Raw genomic sequence first — 19,662 nt, forward strand, 5'->3', positions numbered from 1 at the left:
GGTCATGGGGCGCGGCCATGCCCGGCGGCTTCCCCTGCGACAGAGTGAAGCAGCGCGTCACCCGGTCGCATCCCGGCGTAACGAAATATTCCTAAAGTGGTCCGGTATCCCACCGGTCGCAGGCAGGAGGCGTCCCTTGGACGCGTTGTTGTTGTCCCGGATCCAGTTCGGATTCGTCATCAGTTTCCATGTGCTGTTCCCGGCCTTCACCATTGGCACGGCCAGCTGGCTGGCCTTCGTCGAATGGCGCTGGCTGCGTACCCGTCTCCCGGTCTGGCGGGAGCTGTACTTCTTCTGGCAGAAGATCTTCGCCGTATCGTTCGGCATGGGCGTGGTCAGCGGCATCGTCATGGCCTTCCAGTTCGGCACCCACTGGCCGCGCCTGAGCGAGGTGGCCGGTACCGTCATCGGCCCGCTGCTGACCTACGAGGTGCTGACCGCGTTCTTCCTGGAAGCCAGCTTCCTGGGCGTGATGATGTTCGGCTGGGGCCGGGTCTCGCCGCGCCTGCATTTCCTGTCCACCTGCATGGTGGCGCTGGGCACGCTGTTCTCCACGTTCTGGATCCTGTCGTCCAACAGCTGGCTGCACACCCCGGCCGGCTACGAGATGGTCAATGGCATCGTGCATCCGGTGGACTGGTGGCAGGTGGTGTTCAACCCGTCGTTCCCGTACCGGCTGGCGCACATGGCGCTGGGCTCGTTCATCACCACCTGCTTCGTGATCGGCGGCGTGGGTGCGTGGTACCTGCGCAGGGGAACGCACGTGGAGGCGGGCCGGCGCATGCTGATCGCGGCCGTGGCGTTTGCGGCGCTGACCGTGCCGGTGCAGATCTTCGTCGGCGACATGCATGGCCTGAACACCCTCAAGCACCAGCCGATGAAGATCGCGGCGGTGGAAGCGCACTGGCATGAATCCGGCGAAGGCGAGGGCGTGCCGCTGGTGGTATTCGCGCTGCCCAACGAAAAGGAAGAGCGCAACGACTTCGAAGTCGCCATTCCGAAGCTGGGCAGCGTGATCCTGACCCATTCGCTGGACGGCACCTTCGATCCGCTGACTTCAGTACCGGCCAGCGAACGGCCACCGGTGACGCCGGTGTTCTTCGCCTTCCGCATCATGGTTGGACTGGGCACGCTGATGCTGCTGCTGGCATGGGTGTCGGCGTTCCAGCTGTGGCGGAGGAAGCTGCTGGATTCGCCGTGGCTGCTGCGCGGCTGGAACTGGATGTTGCCGAGCGGCTTCATCGCGCTGCTCTCCGGCTGGTTCGTCACCGAGATGGGGCGGCAGCCGTGGGTGGTCTACGGCGTGCTGCGTACTGCCGATGCGGTCGGCCCGCAGAGCGCATGGATGACCGCGCTGTCGCTGGGGGTCTACGTCGTCGGCTACGCCTTCGTCTTCGGCTGGGGCATCTGGTACCTGGTGAAGATCCTGCGCCATGGACCGCAGCCCCACGACCAGGGGCCCTCGCTGGACCACGGCAGCCACACCCCGGCACGGCCGCTGTCCGCCGCCGACGAACCGCTGGAGGAGCGCTGACATGGACCTGGTGACCTGGCTGCCGGTGGCGTGGTTCGCGGTGATCGGCTTCGGCGTACTGATGTACGTGGTGCTGGACGGGTTCGTGCTGGGCATCGGCATCCTTGCGCCGTTCGCCGAGGACGAGGAGCAGCTCGACCTGATGATGAACACGGCTGCGCCCATCTGGGACGGCAACGAGACGTGGCTGGTGCTGGGCGGCGCCGGCCTGCTGGCGGCGTTCCCCAAGGCCTATGCAGTGCTGTTGTCGGCGCTGTATCTGCCGGTGCTGCTGCTGGTGGTGGCACTGGTGTTCCGCGGCGTGGCCTTCGAGTTCCGCTTCAAGGCGCATCGCTCGCGGAGGCTGTGGAGCGTGGCGTTCGCGCTTGGCTCGCTGCTGGCCACGTTCGCCCAGGGCGTGATCTTGGGCGCGCTGGTGCAGGGGCTGCCCCTGGTGGACGGGGTCTACCACGGCGGTGCGTTTGCCTGGTTCAGCCCGTTTGCGATGCTCACCGGCGCGGCGCTGGTCGCCGGTTACGCATTGCTGGGCAGCACCTGGCTGATCCTGAAGACGGAAGGGCGCGTGCAGGCGCTGGCGCGGCAGCTGACACGGCCGCTGGTGGTGGCGGTGATCGCAGCGATGGGCCTGGTCAGCAGCTGGCTGCCGTTCCTGGACTCGCGGTTGATGGCGCGCTGGTTCAGTGACGGCAACTTCTGGTGGCTGTCACCGGTGCCGTTGCTGACCCTGGCGGTGGCCGCTGCGTTGTGGCGCAGCGCCACGCATCCACGCCGCGACCTGCCGCCGTTCCTGCTCAGCCTGGCGCTGTTCATTCTCGGCTTCCTGGGCCTGGTGCTGGGCATGTGGCCGTACCTGCTGCCGCCCTCGATGACGTTGTGGCAGGCAGCAGCACCGGCGTCCTCGCTCGGCTTCACCCTGGTCGGGCTGGTCATTCTGCTGCCGGTCATCCTCGGCTATACGGCGTGGTCGTACCGGGTATTCCGCGGCAAAGTGCAGGCCGGAGCCGGTTACCACTGAGCAATGGCGTGCGGGGCCACAGGTGCCGGCCCCGCGTTGTGCAATGTGAAACCTGCACACCCTGCGCAGGACGTGCTAGCGTGCGCTCCTTTCCGGCCGCCAGGGGGGCAGCCGGCGACGTCCTGGACGGACGCACGGCTGCAGGGACGGGGGGCCGCCGCGCGTCGCCATAATGGCTCGTGCCATCGTTCTCCTGATGAAGCACCATCGCTAGATGATCGAATTCTCCATCGTCGACTGGGCTGCCTGGGCACCTGGCCTGAGCGAGCGCAGCCAGTGGCTGAGCTGGGCTGATGCGCCCTTCCTGCCACAGGGCGAGGGCACGCCGGCGCTGTCCGAGGTGCCCGCGATGCAGCGTCGCCGCATCGAGCGGCTGGGGCGGATGGCGATCCAGACGGCCTGCTGGTGCGAGGATGGCCAAGGGGCCGACAGCCAGGTACCGCTGGTGTTTGCCAGCCGCCATGGTGATGTAGCGCGCTCGATGGACCTGCTCGGGGCGCTGGTGAACGAGCAGCCCCTGTCGCCCACCGGATTCGGCCTGTCGGTCCATAACGCGATCGCTGCGCTGTACTCGATCGCTCGTGGCCATCGCGGCAACTATCTGGCGCTGGCTGCCGGCCAGGCGACGGTGGAGGCCGCCTGCCTGGAGGCCGCCGGTCTGCTGGCCGATGGCGCCCGCGAAGTGCGGGTGGTGGTCTACGAGTCGCCGTTGCCCGAAGTTTACGCGACGTTCGCCGACGAACCCGACCCGTTCTTCGCTTGGTGCTGGCGTGTGGTGGCGCCGACACAGGCGCTGCCGACGCTGTCGCTGCAGTGGGATGGCGCGCCGGCCCCGGTTACCGCCGCGCCCGGCCTGTTGCCGCACGCGTTGGACCTGCACCGCTTCCTGCTCGCGGGCGCGCCGGCGCTGGAACACGTTGCCAATGGCCAGCGCTGGCGCTGGAGCCGCCGTGGCTGATGCGCTGCGCCGCCTCGATCTTGCCTGGCGGGTGGTGGGCACCGGCCTGAGTTTTGCTGCGTTCGGCATCGGCGGCCTGCTGCTGGGCGCCGTGGTGATGCCGGTCCTGCTGCTGATGCGTGATCCGGTGGCCCGCCGCCGTCGCGCCCGCCGCGTGGTGCAGGTGGCGTTCGCCAGCCACCTGCGGCTGATGCGCGGGCTCGGGGTGATGACCTATGAGATCGAAGGGCGCGAGCGCCTGCAGCGCGACGGCCTGCTGGTCCTGGCCAACCACCCCACCCTGATCGACGTGGTCTGCCTGGTCTCGCTGCTGCCCAATGCCGACTGCGTGGTCAAACGGGCGGTGGCCCGCAACCCGTTCATGCGGGGCCCGGTCCGGGCCGCCGGCTACATTTCCAATGACGACGGGGCCGGCCTGGTCGATGACTGCGTGGCCGCGGTACGGGCCGGTGGCAGCCTGGTCATCTTCCCGGAAGGGACCCGCAGCGTGCCCGGCCAGTCGCCGAGGCTTCAGCGTGGGGCCGCCAATATCGCCGTCCGCGGCCGGCTGGACATCACGCCGGTGCGGATCACCTGTACCCCGCCAACCCTGAGCAAAGGGCAGAAATGGTATCGTGTGCCATCACGTCGCTTTCACGTTCGGCTGCAGATCGGCGAAGATATCCCGATCGCGCCATTCCTGGCCGAAGACGACGCGCCAAGGGGGGATGCCTTGGCAGCACGCCGCGTCACCGAGCACCTTTCTCGTTATTTCGACCTGTCTGGAGATTCGACCCGTGCAAGCACTTGAGCACGAGATCAAGGAATTGATCATTTCCTCGCTTTCACTGGAGGACATCACGCCGGAGGACATCGATCCGACCGCGCCGCTGTTCGTCGAGGGCCTGGGCCTGGATTCGATCGACGCTCTGGAACTGGGCCTGGCGCTGCAGAAGAAGTACGGTGTGAGCCTGTCGTCCGACTCGGAAGAGACCCGGCGCCATTTCTCCAGCGTGCGCGCGCTCGGCGAGTTCGTCGCCGCCCGCCAGTCGTAACGGCGCCAGGAGCTGCCATGACCAAGAATGAACTGTTCGAACGCATCGTCAACATCCTGACCGACAGCTTCGAGATCGAACCGGCCCGGATCACCCCCGAGGCACGTCTCTATGACGACCTGGACATCGACAGCATCGATGCGGTCGACCTGATCGTGCAGCTCAAGCCGCTGCTCGGCCGCAACCTGCAGCCGGAAGCGTTCAAGGCCGTGCGCACCGTGCAGGACATCGTGGATGTCGTGCACCGGCTGCTGCCGGACCAGGCAGCAGCCTGACCGCAGCGCGGGCGGCTCCGCCTTGACACGCGCGCGTACGGTCGTGGTGGCGGCGATTTCGCTGGCCTACCCGCTGCTCGTCTACCTGGCGATGGGCCGCTTCGAGCCGCGCTGGCTGGCACTGCTGCTGTTCACCCTGGCATTGCTGCGTGCCCTGAGCACGCGCCAGCCGCTGTGGTGGGCTGCTGCAGCCGGTACCGGACTGCTGGCGGTGCTGGCCACCGTACTCAACCAGGCGCTGCCGCTGAAGCTGTACCCGGCGCTGGTGAACGTGGTGATGCTGTGCGTGTTCGCCATCAGCCTGCGGTTCGGGCCGCCGCTGGTGGAGCGCCTGGCGCGGCTGCAGGAGCCGGACCTGCCACCGTTCGCGGTGGCCTATACCCGCCGCGTCACCCAGGTGTGGTGCGGCTTCTTCGTTCTCAACGGCAGTCTGGCCCTGCTCACCGCGCTGTACGCATCGGATCGGGTCTGGATGCTCTACAACGGATTGTTGGCGTACGTGATGATGGGCGTATTGTTCGCAGGCGAATGGCTGGTGCGGCGACGGGTGAAGGCGGCGCACGCCCATGGCTGAGTGGATTGCCCTGGACCGGCTGCTGCGGGATGCGCGGCCGCAGCGCGCTGTCGGCATCCGCGATGGCGAAGTGATCGACCATCAGCAATTCCGCCAGCGCGTAGTGGCCTGGCGTACGGCGTTTGCCGCCACTGACGGCCGTGACTGGGCGCTGTACTTCGATGATGCCGTGTCGTTCGCCGAGGCGCTGTTCGGTGCCTGGCACGCCGGCAAGCGGGTGTTCCTGGCCGCCGACAACCTGCCCGCCACGCTGCAGGCCCTGCAGCCGCAGGTGAGCGGTTTTGCCGGTGACGTTTCCCGTGATTACCGGCCACTGATGATGGCGGCCGCCGGTGCGCAGGTCGAGCTGGATGCGTTGGACGAGCATGCCTGCGAGCTGTGCGTGTTCACGTCGGGCAGCACCGGCGAACCCACTGCGATCGACAAGCGCCTGGACCAGCTGGCGCGCGAGGTCGATGCGTTGCAGGCCGCGTTCGGCGCACAGCTGGAAGGCGCGCAGGTGCATGGCACGGTGTCGCACCAGCACATCTACGGCCTGCTGTTCCGCGTGCTGTGGCCGCTGGCCGCCGGTCGCCTGATCCATCCTCGGCGGTTCTTCCATGAGGATCTGGTCGCTGCACTGGCGGGCACGCAGACGGTGCTGGTGGCGACGCCGGCGCACCTCAAGCGCCTGCCTGCGCAGCTGGATTGGGCCAGCCTGCAGGGCCACCTGCGCGCTGTGTTCTCCTCTGGCGGCCCGCTGCCGGAAGAGGCAGCGCGGCAGGTGCGGCAATGGATGGCAGTCGCACCGACCGAGGTCTACGGCAGCAGCGAGACCGGCGGCATCGCCTGGCGTCGCTGGGATACCGATCTTCCGCCCTGGCAGCCGCTTCCGGGGGTGCAGTGGAGAATCGAGGGAGGCTGCCTGGCGGTGGCTTCACCCCATCTGCAGAGCCGCGACTGGTGGTGCACGCAGGATCGGGTGGAAGCGCTGGCCGAGGGGTGCTTCCGCCTGCTCGGCCGCGCCGACCGCATCGTCAAGATCGAAGAGCGCCGCGTTTCGCTCGATGCGCTGGAACGTGCGTTGCGCGACGACCCGGACGTCGATGACGTGCGCGTGCTGGTGCTGCCCGGCCAGCGCGAGCAGCTGGCGGCCGTGGTGGTGCCGGCCGATGCGGCACTGCTCGATGCCGATGATGCCGCGCGCCGCGCGCTGGGCCAGCGGCTGGCCGCGCGCCTGGCACAGAGCCATGACGCCGTGACCCGTCCGCGCCGCTGGCGGCTGGTACCCACGCTGCCGGTGAATGCGCAGGGCAAGGTGACCCAGGCCGCGCTGGTGGCCTTGTTCCAGCCGTCGATGCCGGTGCCGGTATGGGATCGGCGCGAGGCGGCCAGCGCTACCCTGCGCATGACCCTGGACCCGGCGCTGCGCCCGTTCCAGGGACATTTCCCGCAGGCCGCGATCCTGCCCGGCGTGGCCCAGGTGGACTGGGCGGTGCGCTTTGCCCGGCAGGCCTTTGCGATGCCGGAGGGGTTCGTGCGCATGGATGCGGTGAAGTTCCAGCATGTAGCGCGTCCGGGCGACGAGCTGACGCTGCATCTGGACTGGGATACCGCACGCAACGTGCTGGTCTTCCGCTATGCCTCCGTGCATGGCGTACACGCCAGTGGCAGGATGGTCTTCGCCGATGCGCAGTGATCCGGCCGATGCCGGTGCCGCGTTCGCGCCACTGGTGGTGATTCCCGTCTACGACCACGAACATGCTGTCGCCGCGGTGGTCGATGGCGTGCAGCGCGCTGGCCTGCCCTGCCTGCTTGTGGACGATGGCTCGCATGCATCATGTGCTTCGGTGCTGCAGGCGCTGGCACAGCGTGAAGGGGTCGATCTGCTGCGTCTGCCGGTCAACCAGGGCAAGGGTGGGGCGATGCTGGCGGGCTTCGCCGAGGCCGCAAGGCGGGGCTGCAGCCACGTGCTGCAGATCGATGCCGACGGCCAGCATGACACCGGCGACCTGCCGCGCTTCATCGCGGCCGCGCGTGCGCGGCAGGACGCGGTGATCTGCGGCATTCCCGCCTACGATGCCAGTGTGCCCAAGGCCCGCCTGTACGGTCGCTACGCAACGCATGTCTGGGTCTGGATCAACACGCTGTCGCTGCATCTGCGCGACACCATGTGCGGTTTCCGTGTCTATCCACTGCCTCCGGTGCTGCGCCTGATGGGCGAAGAGACCATCGGCCGGCGCATGGATTTCGATACCGAAGTGATGGTGCGGCTGTACTGGCGGCAGGTGCCGGTGGAACATCTGGCGACGCGGGTGACCTATCCGGCAGACGGTGTCTCGCATTTCGATGTGTGGCGCGACAACGTACGCATCAGCCGCATGCATGCGCGCCTGTTCTTCGGCATGCTCCGGCGCGCACCGCGCCTGCTCTGGCGCCGCCTGCAGGGGCAGGGCTGAGATGGCCGCCCCCCAAGGTGCGCCGCACTAGGCCGACATCGGTGAATCCACATCGGTGGCCGGCGTGTTGTTCCTGTGCTGGGTGCATCGGTGGTTCGGGCGCTGGCCGTTCCGCCTGTGCGTGTGGCCGGTGGTGCTCTGCCACTGGCTGGGCAACCGTGTGGCCCGGCAGGCATCACTGCAGTATCTACAGCGCTTGCAGGCACACAGTGGCGCGCTGGGCCGCGAGCCGACGCGGCGCGACAGCCTGCGCCATTTCTTCGCGTTCGCCGACACCCTGCTGGACAAGATCCTCGGCCTGGGCGGACGCTATCCGCCCGAGCGCATCCAGCTGCGGCGCGATCTGGTGCTGGACAGGATCGCACGCCGCGAAGGCGGACTGATCCTGACCGCCCACATCGGCTGCCTGGAGTTGTGCCAGGTGCTGGCCGAACAGGTGCCGGGGTTCCGCATCACCGTGCTGGTGCACACCGCGCACGCGCAGCGCTTCAATCGCCTGCTGCAGCGGTTGGACCCGCTGGCAACGGTGGAACTGGTGCAGGTCACCGCGATGGGGCCGGCCACGGCGATGATGCTGTCCGAGCGCGTGGCTGCCGGTGGCTTCGTGGCCATCGTCGGCGACCGCACGCCAGTGCAGGGTGGACGCAGCGTCACCGCGGATTTTCTCGGCCACCGTGCCCCGTTCCCCATCGGTGCCTACGTGCTGGCGGCGGCACTGGGCTGCCCGGTGTACACCATGGCCTGCCTGCATGAAGGCCAGGGGTACCGGGTCGCCTTCGAGCAGTTCGCCGATCGCATCGTGCTGCCGCGTGGCTCGCGGGACGCGGCACTGGCAGGGCAGGCGCAGCGTTTCGCGCAGTGGCTCGAACTGCAGGTCATCCAGTCCCCGCTGGACTGGTTCAATTTCTTCCCCTTCTGGGATCAGGCTCCGCATGACGACTGACGCCGTACCCGTGTGCCGCTTTGGCGACGCACCGTTGACCATCGAAGACGTGGTGGCGCTGGCCCATCGCCAGTGCGAGGCCGCACTGAGCGAGGCCCCGGCCTTCCGTGCCCACATCCAGCGCGGTGCCGATTTTCTCGACCGCCTGCTGCGCGAGGACGGGGTGATCTACGGCGTGACGACCGGCTACGGCGATTCGTGCACGGTGAACATCCCGCCGGCGCTGGTGGCCGAGTTGCCGCACCACCTGTACACCTACCATGGCTGCGGACTGGGCCGTTACCTGGACCCGGCCGAGACCCGCGCAGTGCTGGCTGCCCGTCTGGCGTCGCTGGTGCGTGGCATGTCCGGTGTCAGCGTAGCCCTGCTGGAAGGCCTGGCCACACTGTTGCGGCATGACGTGCTGCCGATGATCCCGGCGGAGGGATCGGTCGGCGCCAGCGGTGACCTGACGCCGCTGTCATACGTGGCGGCGGTGCTGTGCGGCGAGCGCGAGGTCCTGCACGATGGCCGCGTGCAACCGGCTGCCGGAGTACTGGCGAGCATCGGCATGGTCCCGCTGAAGCTGCGGCCGAAGGAAGGCCTTGCGATCATGAACGGCACTGCGGTGATGACCGGCCTGGCCTGCCTGGCCTGGCAGCGTGCCGACTACCTGGCGCGCCTGGCCACCCGCCTGACCGCATTCAACGTGCTGGCCAGCGACGGCAACGCGCACCATTTCGACGAGACCCTGTTCGCGGCCAAGCCGCATCCGGGCCAGGCCCGCATCGCCGCACGGCTGCGCCGCGACCTGCACAGCGAACGGCCGCCGCGCAACGAACAGCGCCTGCAGGATCGTTACTCGCTGCGGTGCGCCCCGCACGTGATCGGCGTGCTGGAAGACAGCCTGCCCTTCCTGCGGCAGCTGATCGAAACCGAGCTGAACAGCGCCAACGACAACCCGCTGATCGATGCCGACGGCGAGCGCATCCTGCACGGCGGCCACTTCTACGGCGGCCATATCGCACTGGCAATGGACACGCTGAAGAACACCGTGGCCAACCTTGCCGACCTGCTCGACCGGCAGCTGGCGCTGGTGGTGGATGCGCGATACAACCACGGCCTGCCCGCCAATCTGTCGGCGGCTACCGGCCCGCGGGCAGCAATCAACCACGGGCTGAAGGCACTGCAGATCAGCGTCTCGGCGTGGACCGCCGAAGCGTTGAAGCAGACCCTTCCGGCCAGTGTGTTCTCGCGCTCGACCGAATGCCACAACCAGGACAAGGTCAGCATGGGCACCATCGCCGCGCGCGACTGCCTGCGTGTGATCGAACTGACTGAACAGGTGGTGGCGGCGATGCTGATCGCCGCCCGCCAGGGCCTGGCACTGCGCGAGCGGGTTGGCCTGAACGCGCAGCTGCATGGCAGTCTGGCCGACATGTATGTGGACCTGGGGCAGCGCATCGCGCTGGTCGAGGAAGACCGCGCGCTGGATCGCGAACTGCGGGAGCTGCTGGTGGAGATCCGCGCGCAACGTTGGGAACTGTATTCCGGTGAATGACCTGGTCTGTGAAATCGAGCTGCGCCCCGCCTTCCACGACTGCGATCCGATGAACGTGGTCTGGCATGGCAACTACTTCAAGTATCTGGAGATTGCCCGGTGTGCGCTGCTGCAGCGCCACGACTACGACTACCCGCAGATGCTCGCATCGGGCTACCTGTGGCCGGTGGTCGACGCGCGCGTGAAATACGTGCGGCCGCTGCTGTTCAACCAGCGGCTGCTGGTGCGTGCACGCATCGTCGAATGGGAGAACCGGCTGAAGATCGACTACGAGATCCTGGATGCGGAGAGCGGCCAGGTGGCCACCCGGGCCATGACCATCCAGGTCGCGGTGGATGCCGCCAGCAAGGAGATGCTGTACCAATGCCCGCCGGTACTGTGGGAACGTCTGGGAGTGCCCGCGCCATGAACATGCTCGCCCGTCTTCCAGGCGTGCTGCTGTGCGCGCTGCTGCTGGTGGCCGCACCGCGTGTACAGGCGGCCGATCCTGCCGTCGACGCGATCACCCAGGCGGTGGCGCGTCCGGAGGTGCTGCGTGGCCAGTTCAGCCAGGAAAAGCAGGTCAGTGGCTTCAGGAATCCGCTGCGCTCGCACGGCCGGTTCGTGGTCGCGCGCCAGCACGGTGTGATCTGGACCACGCTCACGCCGTTCCCCTCCGAGGTGGTGGTCACCGCCGACCGCATCCTCAGCCGCCAGCGCGATGGCAGCACCCGCGTTGAACTCGATGCACGGCAGCAGCCGGCGATGCGCTCGGTGAATGCGATCATGTTCGCGCTGATGAGTGGCGACGTGCAGGCACTCTCCGGCCAGTTCAACGTGGCGGCCAGCCGTGAAGGGCAGGGCTGGCGCCTGCGTTTGACACCGAAGTCGGCGATGCTGGCCAAGGCCTTCGAGTCGCTGACGCTGCAGGGTGACCGCTATGTGCGCCAGGTCGAGATCGTCGAGGCGAACAAGGACCGCACGCAGATCCAGTTCAGCGCGTTGAGTGAAGCCCCCGCCACGCTGAACCCCGACGAGGCGCGCCGCTTTGAGTGACGCCGTGGCGTTGAACGCACCGGACCGGTTGCGGCGTTGGTGGCATTGGCTGGGCATCGCCTGGCTGGTGTTGCTGCTGGTACTGGGCGTGCAGCAGTGGCGCCTGTGGAGCCAGGAGCCGCGGATCGATACCGACATCCTCGCGCTGTTGCCGCAGGATGCGCATGACCGCCTGTTGAGCGATGTCACCCGGCGCATCGCCGATGGCAGTTCGCGGCAGGTGGTGGTGCTGCTCGGCAGCCAGGACGGCGCCGCCGCCAAGCGGGCGCAGGCCGCGTTCGCTGCGGCCATGGCTGGAGATGCCGAGAGCGCTTTGCTGGTGCCCAGTGGGTCCATTGAAGGCTGGTTCGACGAGGCGCGTGTGTTCTACGCGCCGTATCGCGACCGCCTGCTGACCCCGGCACAGCGTGACCAGCTGCAGAGCACGGAAACCGGTGCGCTGGCCGAACAGGCACTCGCCGCGCTGTACGGGCCGATGGGTGCGCCGCGGCTCACCGAATGGCGGCAGGATCCACTGTCATTGTGGCCGCAGTGGTGGCAGCAGCAGGCGCAGGGTTCGGGCTTGCGGCTGGGTGATGATGGCCTGCTTGAAGCCGAGGGCAAGCATTGGGCGGCGCTGCAGTTCGATACGCCGGGTTCGGCGTTCCAGCTCGATGGCGAGCGCCATCTTGATGGCCTGCTGGAGCGGGCCGGGAAGGCGGCCAGGGCCGCAGCGCCCGAGCTGGAAATCCTGCATGCCGGCGTGCCGCTGCACGCCGAAGCCGCTGCGGTGCAGGCCAACCGCGAGATCAACACCATCGGTTGGGGCTCACTGGCCGCGGTACTGCTGCTGGTGTGGCTGGCGTTCCGCTCGCTGCGGCCGATCCTGCTGGTGGCCGCGTCGCTGCTGATCGGTTGCGGCGTGGCGCTGGCGGTGACCGTGCTGGTGTTCGGCAAAGTGCACGTGCTGACCCTGGTGTTCGGTGCATCGCTGGTGGGTGTAGCGGAGGACTACGGCATCCACTGGTTTGCGTCGCGCCAGGCCGAACCGGCCGACCGTCGCTGGAAGCTGCTGCGGCATCTGCTGCCCGGCCTGTGGCTGGCGCTGTTGACCAGTGCGCTGGCCTACCTCGCGTTGGGCCTGGCCCCGTTCCCGGGCCTTCGCCAGATGGCGCTGTTCTCGGTGGTGGGCCTGGCAGCAGCGTTCCTCACGGTGATCTTCTGGTTCCCGTGGCTCGACGGTGGCGAGATCCGCCAGACCCGCTTCTCGCACTGGCTGGGCAATACGCTGGAACGTTTCCCGCGCCTGCACGGCCGGCGCCCGGTGGCGATCTTCGTGGTGGCCGCGCTGGCGCTGTCCGCGGTGGGCATCGCGCGCCTGCAGAGCAACGACGACCTGCGCAGCCTGCAGTCGTCTCCACCGGCGCTGATGGCCCAGCAGATCCGCCTGAGCCAGCTGCTGGGCATGCCCAGCCCGGCACAGTTCTACCTGGTGCAGGGCAGCGATGCCGCCCAGCTGTTGCAGCGCGAAGAGGCGTTGACCGAACGCTTGCGTGTACTGGCCGATGACAAGCGCATTGGTGGCTACCGCGCGATCAGTGACTGGCTGCCATCACCGGCCCGGCAGCAGGCCGATGCTGCGCTGACCGCGAAGGTGGAGCCCGGCGTGCTGTCGGCTGTGTCCGAAGCCGTGGGCGAGCCGCTGCAGCGACCGCAGTTTGCCGCAGCGCCGCTCACCGCCGACGCCTTCCTGGCCTCGCCAGCCTCGCAGCCGTTCCGCCACCTGTGGGTGGGTAAGGTCGGTGGGCAGATGATCAGCGTGGTGATGGTCGATGACCTGTCGCGTGCCGATGCTCTGGCCACGCTGGAACGTGCCGCCGAAGGCCTGCCCGGCGTGCGCTGGGTAGACCGAACCTCCGATTTCTCCACGCTGCTGGGCCACTACCGCAAGCTGATGGGCGGGCTGCTGCTGGTCGGCATCGCATTGGTGTTCGGCGCGCTGTGGCTGCGCTATCGCCGCCAGGCCTGGCGCGTGTTCGCCCCGACCCTGATCGCCGGTGCGCTGACCCTGGGCCTGCTGGGCCTGTTCGGCCAGCCGCTGCAGCTGTTCAACGTGCTGGCGCTGATGCTGCTGCTGGGCATGGGCATCGACTATGGCATCTTCCTGATCGAGCATCGTGGCGACGCCAGTGCATGGCTGGCGGTGTGCGTGGGTGCGGCCAGTACCTGGCTGTCGTTCGGCCTGCTGGGCCTGTCGCAGACTCCGGCGCTGCGCGCGTTCGGCCTGACCCTGCTGTTCGGTATCGGGCTGGTCTGGCTGATCTCGCCGCTGTTCCGGCCGCCGCCGCATGATCTGCCGGCGGCCTGAGTCCGCCTTCGGCTCTTCTTCTCTCCCTCTATCGAGCAACAAGGACGCCCCGATGAGTACTGCTGTGGATGCTGTGGAACGCACCGAAATCCTGATCATCGGCGCCGGACCGGCCGGTTCCGTTGCTGCTGCGATGCTGCGCCGGCAGGGTCGCCAGGTGTTGATGATCGAACGTCAGCAGTTCCCGCGTTTCTCGATCGGTGAAAGCCTGCTGCCGCAGAGCATGGAGTACATCGAAGCGGCAGGCCTGTTGCAGGATGTGGTCGAAGCCGGCTTCCAGCACAAGAATGGCGCGGCCTTCGTGCATGGCCAGGCGCGTACCGCATTCGACTTCAGGAAGAAGTTCTCGCCCGGCTGGGGCACCACCTACCAGGTGCAGCGCGCCGACTTCGACAACGTGCTGGCGCGGGGCGCCGAGCGGATGGGTACCACGCTGCGTTTCGGCGACGAGGTGCTGTCGGTCGAGCCGGGCGAGCAGCCTGCCGTCAACGTGCGCCGTCCCGATGGCAGTGAGTACCGCATCGAGGCCGATTTCATCCTCGACGCCTCCGGCTTCGCGCGGTTGCTGCCGCGCCTGCTGGATCTGGAGTCACCCTCCAACTTCCCGGTGCGTGGCGCGATCTTCTGCCACGTGCGTGACAACATTCCGGCCGAAGCGGACTTCGACCGCAACAAGATCCTCATCACGACCCACCCCGAGCACATCGACGTCTGGTACTGGACGATCCCGTTCTCCAACGGCTGCTGCTCGCTGGGCGTGGTGGCCGAGCCCTCGTTCTTTGATCGCTACGAAGGCGACGACCTGCAGAAGCTGCAGGCCATCGTCGGCGAGGATCCGAACCTGACCCGCCTGCTGGCCAATGCCGAATGGGCGGTGCTGCCGGTACGCCGCATCACGGGCTATTCGGCCAATGTCCGTTCGCTGTGGGGCCCGGGCTATGCGCTGCTTGGCAACGCTGGCGAGTTCCTCGACCCGGTGTTCTCCTCGGGCGTGACCATTGCCTTCAAATCGGCGCAGCTGGCCAGTGAGTGCCTGGCGCGCCGTTATGCCGGGCAGGCTGTGGACTGGGAGGCCGAGTTCTCCGTTCCGCTGCGTGCCGGCGTGAAAACCTTCCGTCGTTTCGTCGAAAGCTGGTACCAGGGCGGCTTCCAGAAGATCATCTACCACCCCGACCCGCAGCCGGACGTGCGCGACATGATCAGTTCCATCCTGGCCGGATACGCCTGGGACACCAACAACCCCTACGTGGCCGACCCCAGCGGCCGTCGCATGCGCGTGCTGGAGGAACTGTGCGGCGCCTGATGGCCCTTTCCGCTGCAGTGCTGCTGTGCCTGCTGCTGGTCGCCTGTGCCGGGCGCATGCCACGCCCGCAGGTGCAGCTGCCACCGCTGCGGCTGTCGCCGGCCAGCCTGCCAGCGCCGCTGGCACTGCAGCAGCAGCTGCATTTCCGGTTCGGCAGCCATGAGCGCGATCTCGATGCGCTGCTCGAAGCCGACGCACAGCAGGTGCGGCTGGCGGTGCAGGCCATGGGCCAGACCGGCGTGCGCCTGCAGTGGGATGGCCGGCAACTGACCCAGCAGCGTGCGCCGTGGCTGCCGCCGCAGGTGCGTGCCGAACGCGTACTGGATGACCTGCAGTTCGCGTTGTGGCCGACCGCGGCGATCGCTGCGGCATTGCCGGCGGGCTGGGAGGTCAGCGATGACGGCCGCCAGCGCAGCCTGTCCCGCAGCGGTACGGTCTGGCTGCAGCTGCGGCGCCTGGACGATGGCAGCGTCCAGCTGGAGAACCGTGCCGAGGGTTACGCCCTGCGCATCGAATCGATCGACATGGCCGGGCAGGCGCGATGAACACACCGATCTACCTGAACGACCTCGGCCTGGTCTGCGCGCTGGGCGAAGGCCGCGGCGCCGTGGCATCGGCGATGTTCGCCGATGCTCCGGGCGGCCTGAGCGACAACGACCGCCTGCTGCCGGGGCGTACCCTGGCGCTGGGTGAAGTGCGCACGCCACTGCCGACGCTGGAAGACCTGCCGGTATCCCTGCGCGGGCGCAACAATGCATTGCTGGAGGTCGCACTGGCGCAGATCGCGCCTGCGGTCGGCGCGGCCATTGCACGCCATGGCGCCGATCGGGTGGCCGTGGTGCTGGGCACCAGCACCTCCGGCATCGGCGAATCGGAGCAGGCACTGCGGACCCATGCCGAGCAGGGCTGCTGGCCTGAAGGTTTCGATTACGCACAGCAGGAAATGGGCACCACCGCGCAGTTCGTGCGTCAGCGCAGCGGCGCGCAGGGCCCGGCGTGGACCCTGTCCACTGCCTGTTCGTCCAGTGCCAAGGCGCTGATGTCGGCCGCGCGGATGCTGCGTGCCGGCACCGTCGATGCGGTCATCGCCGGGGGTGCCGACTCGCTGTGCCGCTTCACCGTGGCAGGCTTCAATGCGCTCGAATCGGTCTCGGCCGTGCGCTGCAATCCCTTCTCGCAGCATCGTGCCGGCATCAACATCGGCGAGGGCGCTGCGCTGTTCCTGCTGACCCGCGAACCTGGCCCGGTATGCCTGGCTGGATGGGGCGAGTCCGCCGATGCCCATCACATGTCGGCGCCGGATCCGCAGGCCCTTGGCGCCATCGACGCCCTGCAGCAGGCGCTGCATCGTGCCGGCTGGTCGCCCGCCGACGTCGACTACGTCAACCTGCACGGCACTGCCACCGGCCACAACGATGCGATGGAAAGCCTGGCGGTGGCGCAGGTGCTGGGCAATGACGTGCCCTGCAGTTCCACCAAACCACTCACCGGCCACACCCTGGGTGCGTCGGGGGCGATCGAGGCGGCGCTGTGCTGGATCGTGCTTGCCGAGAACTGCCGGCAGCAGCTGCCACCGCACTGGTGGGATGGCATCGCCGATCCGGCTCTGCCGCCGCTGCCGCTGGTGGCACCGGCCACCTGCCTGGCGCAACCGCCCCGGCGCGTGCTGAGCAACTCGTTCGCCTTCGGCGGCAGCAACGCCGTGCTGGCACTGGAGTGCGGATGAATACGGTGTATGCCATTGAAGACGTGGTGCCGCACCGGCAGGACATGTGCCTGCTGGAGCGCATCATGCACTGGGACGAGGACGGCATCGAGGCCGAACTGGTCGTGCCGGCGAGCGGGCTGTTCGTCGAGGATGGGCAGGTGCCGGCCTGGATCGGCATCGAATACATGGCGCAGGCCATCGCGGCCTGGGCCGGCTGCCGTGCACGCGCGGGCGGCAACCGGCCGCAGCTCGGATTCCTGCTGGGCAGTCGTCGCTATGGCAGCCAGCGCAGCGGTTTTCCGGTGGGCAGCCGCCTTCGCGTACAGGCGCGCTGCGAGCTGTTGGGCGACAATGGACTGGGGATGTTCGCCTGCCGGATCCTGGCAGGCGACGAAGAATGGGCGACCGCCAACGTGTCGGTGTACGAACCTGCCGACGCGATGGCCTATCTGGAGAGTGGACAGGCATGACAGGGAATCGGAGCGTGCTGGTCACCGGCGCCAGTCGGGGCATCGGCCGGGCCATCGCGCTGCGCGTCGCGCGCGATGGGTTCGACGTAGCCGTGCACTGCCGCAGCCGCGTGGACGAGGCGCAGGCAGTGGCGGACGAAATCCAGGCACTGGGCCGGCAGGCCCGCGTGCTGGCGTTCGATGTGGCCGACCGGGATGCCGCACGCGGCGCATTGGAGGCCGATGTCGAGGCGCACGGTGCGTACTACGGTGTGGTGTGCAATGCCGGCATCGCCCGCGACGGCGCATTTCCTGCGTTGTCGTCCGAAGACTGGGACCAGGTCATCCACACCAACCTGGACGGCTTCTACAACGTGCTGCATCCGCTCATCATGCCGATGGTGCGGCGGCGCCGGCCCGGTCGCATCGTCACCCTGTCGTCGGTGTCCGGGCTGGCCGGCAACCGCGGCCAGGTCAACTACAGCGCGGCCAAGGCCGGCATCATCGGTGCCACCAAGGCGCTGGCGCTGGAGCTGGCGAGCCGCCAGATCACCGTCAACTGCGTGGCCCCGGGCCTGATCGAGACCGAAATGCTCAACGATGAAGTGGTCGAACACGCCCTGAAGCTGATTCCGGCCGGCCGCGTGGGGCATCCCGATGAGGTGGCCGCAACGGTCGCGTTCCTGCTGTCCGAGCCGGCCGGCTACATCACCCGGCAGGTGATCTCGGTCAACGGGGGCATGCTCTGATGGCCGCTGATCGTCGCGTGGTGGTGACCGGTGCCGCTGCCATCAGTCCGCTTGGCCACGACTGGCCCACCATCCACGCGCACCTGCGCAGCTGCCGCAACGCAGTGCGCACCATGCCGGAATGGGATGTCTACGCGGGCCTGAACACCAAGCTGGCCGCGCCTGCGCAGGACTTCACGCTGCCGCCGAACTACAACCGCAAGACCACCCGCTCGATGGGCAAGGTCGCGATCATGTCGGTGCGCGCCACCGAGATGGCCCTGCGCGAGGCCGGCCTGCATGAGCATCCGGTGCTGCGCAGCGGCCGCACCGGCGTGGCCTACGGTTCGTCCTCCGGCAGCCACGAAGCGACCGGCGAGTTCGGCCGCATGCTCAACGAGTTCACCACCGATGGCATCAGTGCCACCACGTACCTGAAAATGATGAGCCATACCGCGCCGGTCAACATCGGCGTGTTCTTCGGCCTGTCCGGGCGTGTCTACACCACCTCCAGCGCCTGCACGTCAGGCAGCCAGGGCGTCGGAGCGGCGTATGAAGCCATCCGCAGCGGCAAGCAGACGGTGATGGTGGCCGGCGGTGCCGAGCAGCTCGACGCCACCGCTGCAGCGGTGTTCGACACCCTGTTCGCCACCAGCGTGCGCAACGATGCGCCGCAGTCGACGCCGCGGCCCTTCGATGCAGGCCGCGACGGCCTGGTACTGGGCGAGGGCGCCTGCACGCTGATCCTGGAGGACATGGAGCACGCCCTCGCACGCGGTGCGTCCATCCTTGCCGAGGTGGTCGGCTACGGAACCAACAGCGACGGCCAGCACGTCACCCAGCCCAGCGCCGACACCATGGCCCAGACCATGCGCCTGGCCCTGGAGGACGCCGGGCTCGACGCGGCGCGGATCGACTACGTCAACGCCCACGGCACCGCCACCGATCACGGCGACATCGCCGAGACACAGGCCACCGCGCAGGTGTTCGGCAGCCGCGTGCCGATCAGCTCGCTGAAGAGCTACGTCGGGCACATGCTCGGCGCGTGCGGAGCGTTCGAAGCCTGGCTGAGCATCGAGATGATGCGTGCCGGCTGGTTCGCGCCGACCCTCAACCTGGCCGAGGTCGATCCGCGCTGCGGCCAGCTGGACTTCATCACCGGGCACGGCCGCGATCTGCAGGCCGAGTACGTGATGAGCAACAACTTCGCCTTCGGCGGCATCAATACCTCGCTGGTATTCCGCCGTTGGAGCGAATGACCCCCGCACCCCATCCGCACCACCCCCAACGCACCCCGGACAAGGAGATGTTTCGATGCGCCGCACCCTGATGATCGCCAGTGCCACCCTTCTGCTGGCTGTGACTGCCACGGCTTCCGCCCGTGACACCCGAGTCGAGCAGTCCCTGCAGGAACTTGTCAGCTCGCAGGCCGCCCGCGATGCCGGCATCGATGGCAGCGTGCGCTTCTATCTGGCCGGTCAGCCGGTCAGCGTGCAGCAGCGTCTGGGTGAAGACGTCACCAACCGGAAGACCAACGCCGCCAACAAGAGCGATGCCGAAGCCTGCCGCTGGGTGGCGCTGTCGGCGCTGCGCGCACTGCAGGACGGCGCCCGCTCGCGTGGCGCCAATGCGGTGGTCGACATCGTCAGCTACTACAAGAAGAACGAGTTCAGGAGCGCGAGCAACTACGAGTGCTGGGCGGGCACGTTCGTGGCCGGCGTCGCCCTGAAGGGCACCTACGCCAAGGTCAAGTAAGCATCCGTGTGGCGGCGGCCGAGGCT

21 protein-coding genes are annotated in these 19,662 nt (G+C 68.0%); all 21 read left to right on the forward strand.

What is annotated here, in order from left to right:
* The first annotated feature begins 136 nt into the window (after positions 1 to 136).
* The 21 genes from N7367_RS15960 (at position 137) to N7367_RS16060 (ending at position 19,636) form a co-directional block, all read left to right on the forward strand.
* Positions 137 to 1,534: a cytochrome ubiquinol oxidase subunit I gene (locus N7367_RS15960; RefSeq protein WP_053518068.1), complete on the forward strand. Its 1,398-nt coding sequence runs from the start codon at positions 137 to 139 to the stop codon at positions 1,532 to 1,534.
* A gap of 1 nt (position 1,535) precedes the next feature.
* Positions 1,536 to 2,549 carry a cytochrome d ubiquinol oxidase subunit II gene (cydB, locus tag N7367_RS15965; RefSeq protein WP_065174269.1) on the forward strand — a complete coding sequence of 338 codons (1,014 nt, stop codon included), beginning with the start codon at positions 1,536 to 1,538 and terminating at the stop codon, positions 2,547 to 2,549.
* Positions 2,550 to 2,763: 214 nt separating this feature from the next.
* Positions 2,764 to 3,507 carry a beta-ketoacyl synthase chain length factor gene (locus N7367_RS15970; protein WP_053518071.1) on the forward strand — a complete coding sequence of 248 codons (744 nt, stop codon included), beginning with the start codon at positions 2,764 to 2,766 and terminating at the stop codon, positions 3,505 to 3,507.
* Complete coding sequence (locus tag N7367_RS15975; RefSeq protein ID WP_279942762.1) at positions 3,500 to 4,297, forward strand: lysophospholipid acyltransferase family protein; 798 nt, start codon at positions 3,500 to 3,502, stop codon at positions 4,295 to 4,297. Before N7367_RS15970 ends, N7367_RS15975 begins: the two co-directional genes overlap by 8 nt.
* A complete protein-coding gene (locus N7367_RS15980) occupies positions 4,284 to 4,541 on the forward strand; it encodes a phosphopantetheine-binding protein (RefSeq protein ID WP_053518072.1) in 258 nt (85 codons plus the stop codon). Before N7367_RS15975 ends, N7367_RS15980 begins: the two co-directional genes overlap by 14 nt.
* 17 nt (positions 4,542 to 4,558) lie before the next feature.
* Entirely contained in the window at positions 4,559 to 4,816 is a 258-nt protein-coding gene (locus N7367_RS15985) for an acyl carrier protein (RefSeq protein ID WP_053518073.1), read from the forward strand.
* A 22-nt stretch (positions 4,817 to 4,838) separates the two neighbouring features.
* Positions 4,839 to 5,390 carry a hypothetical protein gene (locus tag N7367_RS15990; protein WP_279942763.1) on the forward strand — a complete coding sequence of 184 codons (552 nt, stop codon included), beginning with the start codon at positions 4,839 to 4,841 and terminating at the stop codon, positions 5,388 to 5,390.
* Positions 5,383 to 7,068: an AMP-binding protein gene (locus tag N7367_RS15995; RefSeq protein WP_279942764.1), complete on the forward strand. Its 1,686-nt coding sequence runs from the start codon at positions 5,383 to 5,385 to the stop codon at positions 7,066 to 7,068. The genes N7367_RS15990 and N7367_RS15995 overlap by 8 nt, the downstream gene beginning before the upstream one ends.
* Positions 7,058 to 7,828 (forward strand): glycosyltransferase family 2 protein, encoded by a 771-nt coding sequence (locus tag N7367_RS16000; protein WP_053518077.1) that lies wholly within the window; start codon positions 7,058 to 7,060, stop codon positions 7,826 to 7,828. The genes N7367_RS15995 and N7367_RS16000 overlap by 11 nt, the downstream gene beginning before the upstream one ends.
* A 37-nt stretch (positions 7,829 to 7,865) precedes the next feature.
* Positions 7,866 to 8,771, forward strand: a complete 906-nt coding sequence (locus tag N7367_RS16005) for an acyltransferase (protein WP_345781900.1) — start codon at positions 7,866 to 7,868, stop codon at positions 8,769 to 8,771.
* A complete protein-coding gene (locus N7367_RS16010; protein WP_065181425.1) occupies positions 8,761 to 10,311 on the forward strand; it encodes an aromatic amino acid ammonia-lyase in 1,551 nt (516 codons plus the stop codon). The genes N7367_RS16005 and N7367_RS16010 overlap by 11 nt, the downstream gene beginning before the upstream one ends.
* Complete coding sequence (locus N7367_RS16015) at positions 10,298 to 10,720, forward strand: acyl-CoA thioesterase (RefSeq protein WP_053518130.1); 423 nt, start codon at positions 10,298 to 10,300, stop codon at positions 10,718 to 10,720. The genes N7367_RS16010 and N7367_RS16015 overlap by 14 nt, the downstream gene beginning before the upstream one ends.
* Positions 10,717 to 11,346, forward strand: a complete 630-nt coding sequence (locus N7367_RS16020) for an outer membrane lipoprotein carrier protein LolA (protein ID WP_065174273.1) — start codon at positions 10,717 to 10,719, stop codon at positions 11,344 to 11,346. The genes N7367_RS16015 and N7367_RS16020 overlap by 4 nt, the downstream gene beginning before the upstream one ends.
* Complete coding sequence (locus N7367_RS16025; RefSeq protein WP_180876474.1) at positions 11,339 to 13,693, forward strand: MMPL family transporter; 2,355 nt, start codon at positions 11,339 to 11,341, stop codon at positions 13,691 to 13,693. Before N7367_RS16020 ends, N7367_RS16025 begins: the two co-directional genes overlap by 8 nt.
* A gap of 52 nt (positions 13,694 to 13,745) precedes the next feature.
* Positions 13,746 to 14,996 carry an NAD(P)/FAD-dependent oxidoreductase gene (locus N7367_RS16030; RefSeq protein WP_065181428.1) on the forward strand — a complete coding sequence of 417 codons (1,251 nt, stop codon included), beginning with the start codon at positions 13,746 to 13,748 and terminating at the stop codon, positions 14,994 to 14,996.
* Positions 14,984 to 15,541, forward strand: a complete 558-nt coding sequence (locus N7367_RS16035; RefSeq protein ID WP_053518088.1) for a DUF3261 domain-containing protein — start codon at positions 14,984 to 14,986, stop codon at positions 15,539 to 15,541. Before N7367_RS16030 ends, N7367_RS16035 begins: the two co-directional genes overlap by 13 nt.
* A complete protein-coding gene (locus N7367_RS16040) occupies positions 15,538 to 16,722 on the forward strand; it encodes a beta-ketoacyl-[acyl-carrier-protein] synthase family protein (RefSeq protein WP_279942767.1) in 1,185 nt (394 codons plus the stop codon). The genes N7367_RS16035 and N7367_RS16040 overlap by 4 nt, the downstream gene beginning before the upstream one ends.
* Positions 16,719 to 17,174 carry a hotdog family protein gene (locus N7367_RS16045; RefSeq protein WP_279942768.1) on the forward strand — a complete coding sequence of 152 codons (456 nt, stop codon included), beginning with the start codon at positions 16,719 to 16,721 and terminating at the stop codon, positions 17,172 to 17,174. The genes N7367_RS16040 and N7367_RS16045 overlap by 4 nt, the downstream gene beginning before the upstream one ends.
* Entirely contained in the window at positions 17,171 to 17,902 is a 732-nt protein-coding gene (locus N7367_RS16050; protein ID WP_279942769.1) for a 3-ketoacyl-ACP reductase FabG2, read from the forward strand. Before N7367_RS16045 ends, N7367_RS16050 begins: the two co-directional genes overlap by 4 nt.
* Positions 17,902 to 19,140 carry a beta-ketoacyl-ACP synthase gene (locus N7367_RS16055; RefSeq protein WP_279942770.1) on the forward strand — a complete coding sequence of 413 codons (1,239 nt, stop codon included), beginning with the start codon at positions 17,902 to 17,904 and terminating at the stop codon, positions 19,138 to 19,140. The genes N7367_RS16050 and N7367_RS16055 overlap by 1 nt, the downstream gene beginning before the upstream one ends.
* 55 nt (positions 19,141 to 19,195) lie before the next feature.
* On the forward strand, positions 19,196 to 19,636 hold the full coding sequence (locus tag N7367_RS16060; protein WP_053518098.1) for a hypothetical protein: 441 nt from the start codon (positions 19,196 to 19,198) through the stop codon (positions 19,634 to 19,636).
* Positions 19,637 to 19,662 lie beyond the last annotated feature (26 nt).

Origin of the sequence: Stenotrophomonas sp. GD04145 (genome assembly GCF_029835135.1) — a bacterium.
Lineage (GTDB): Bacteria > Pseudomonadota > Gammaproteobacteria > Xanthomonadales > Xanthomonadaceae > Stenotrophomonas > Stenotrophomonas maltophilia_P.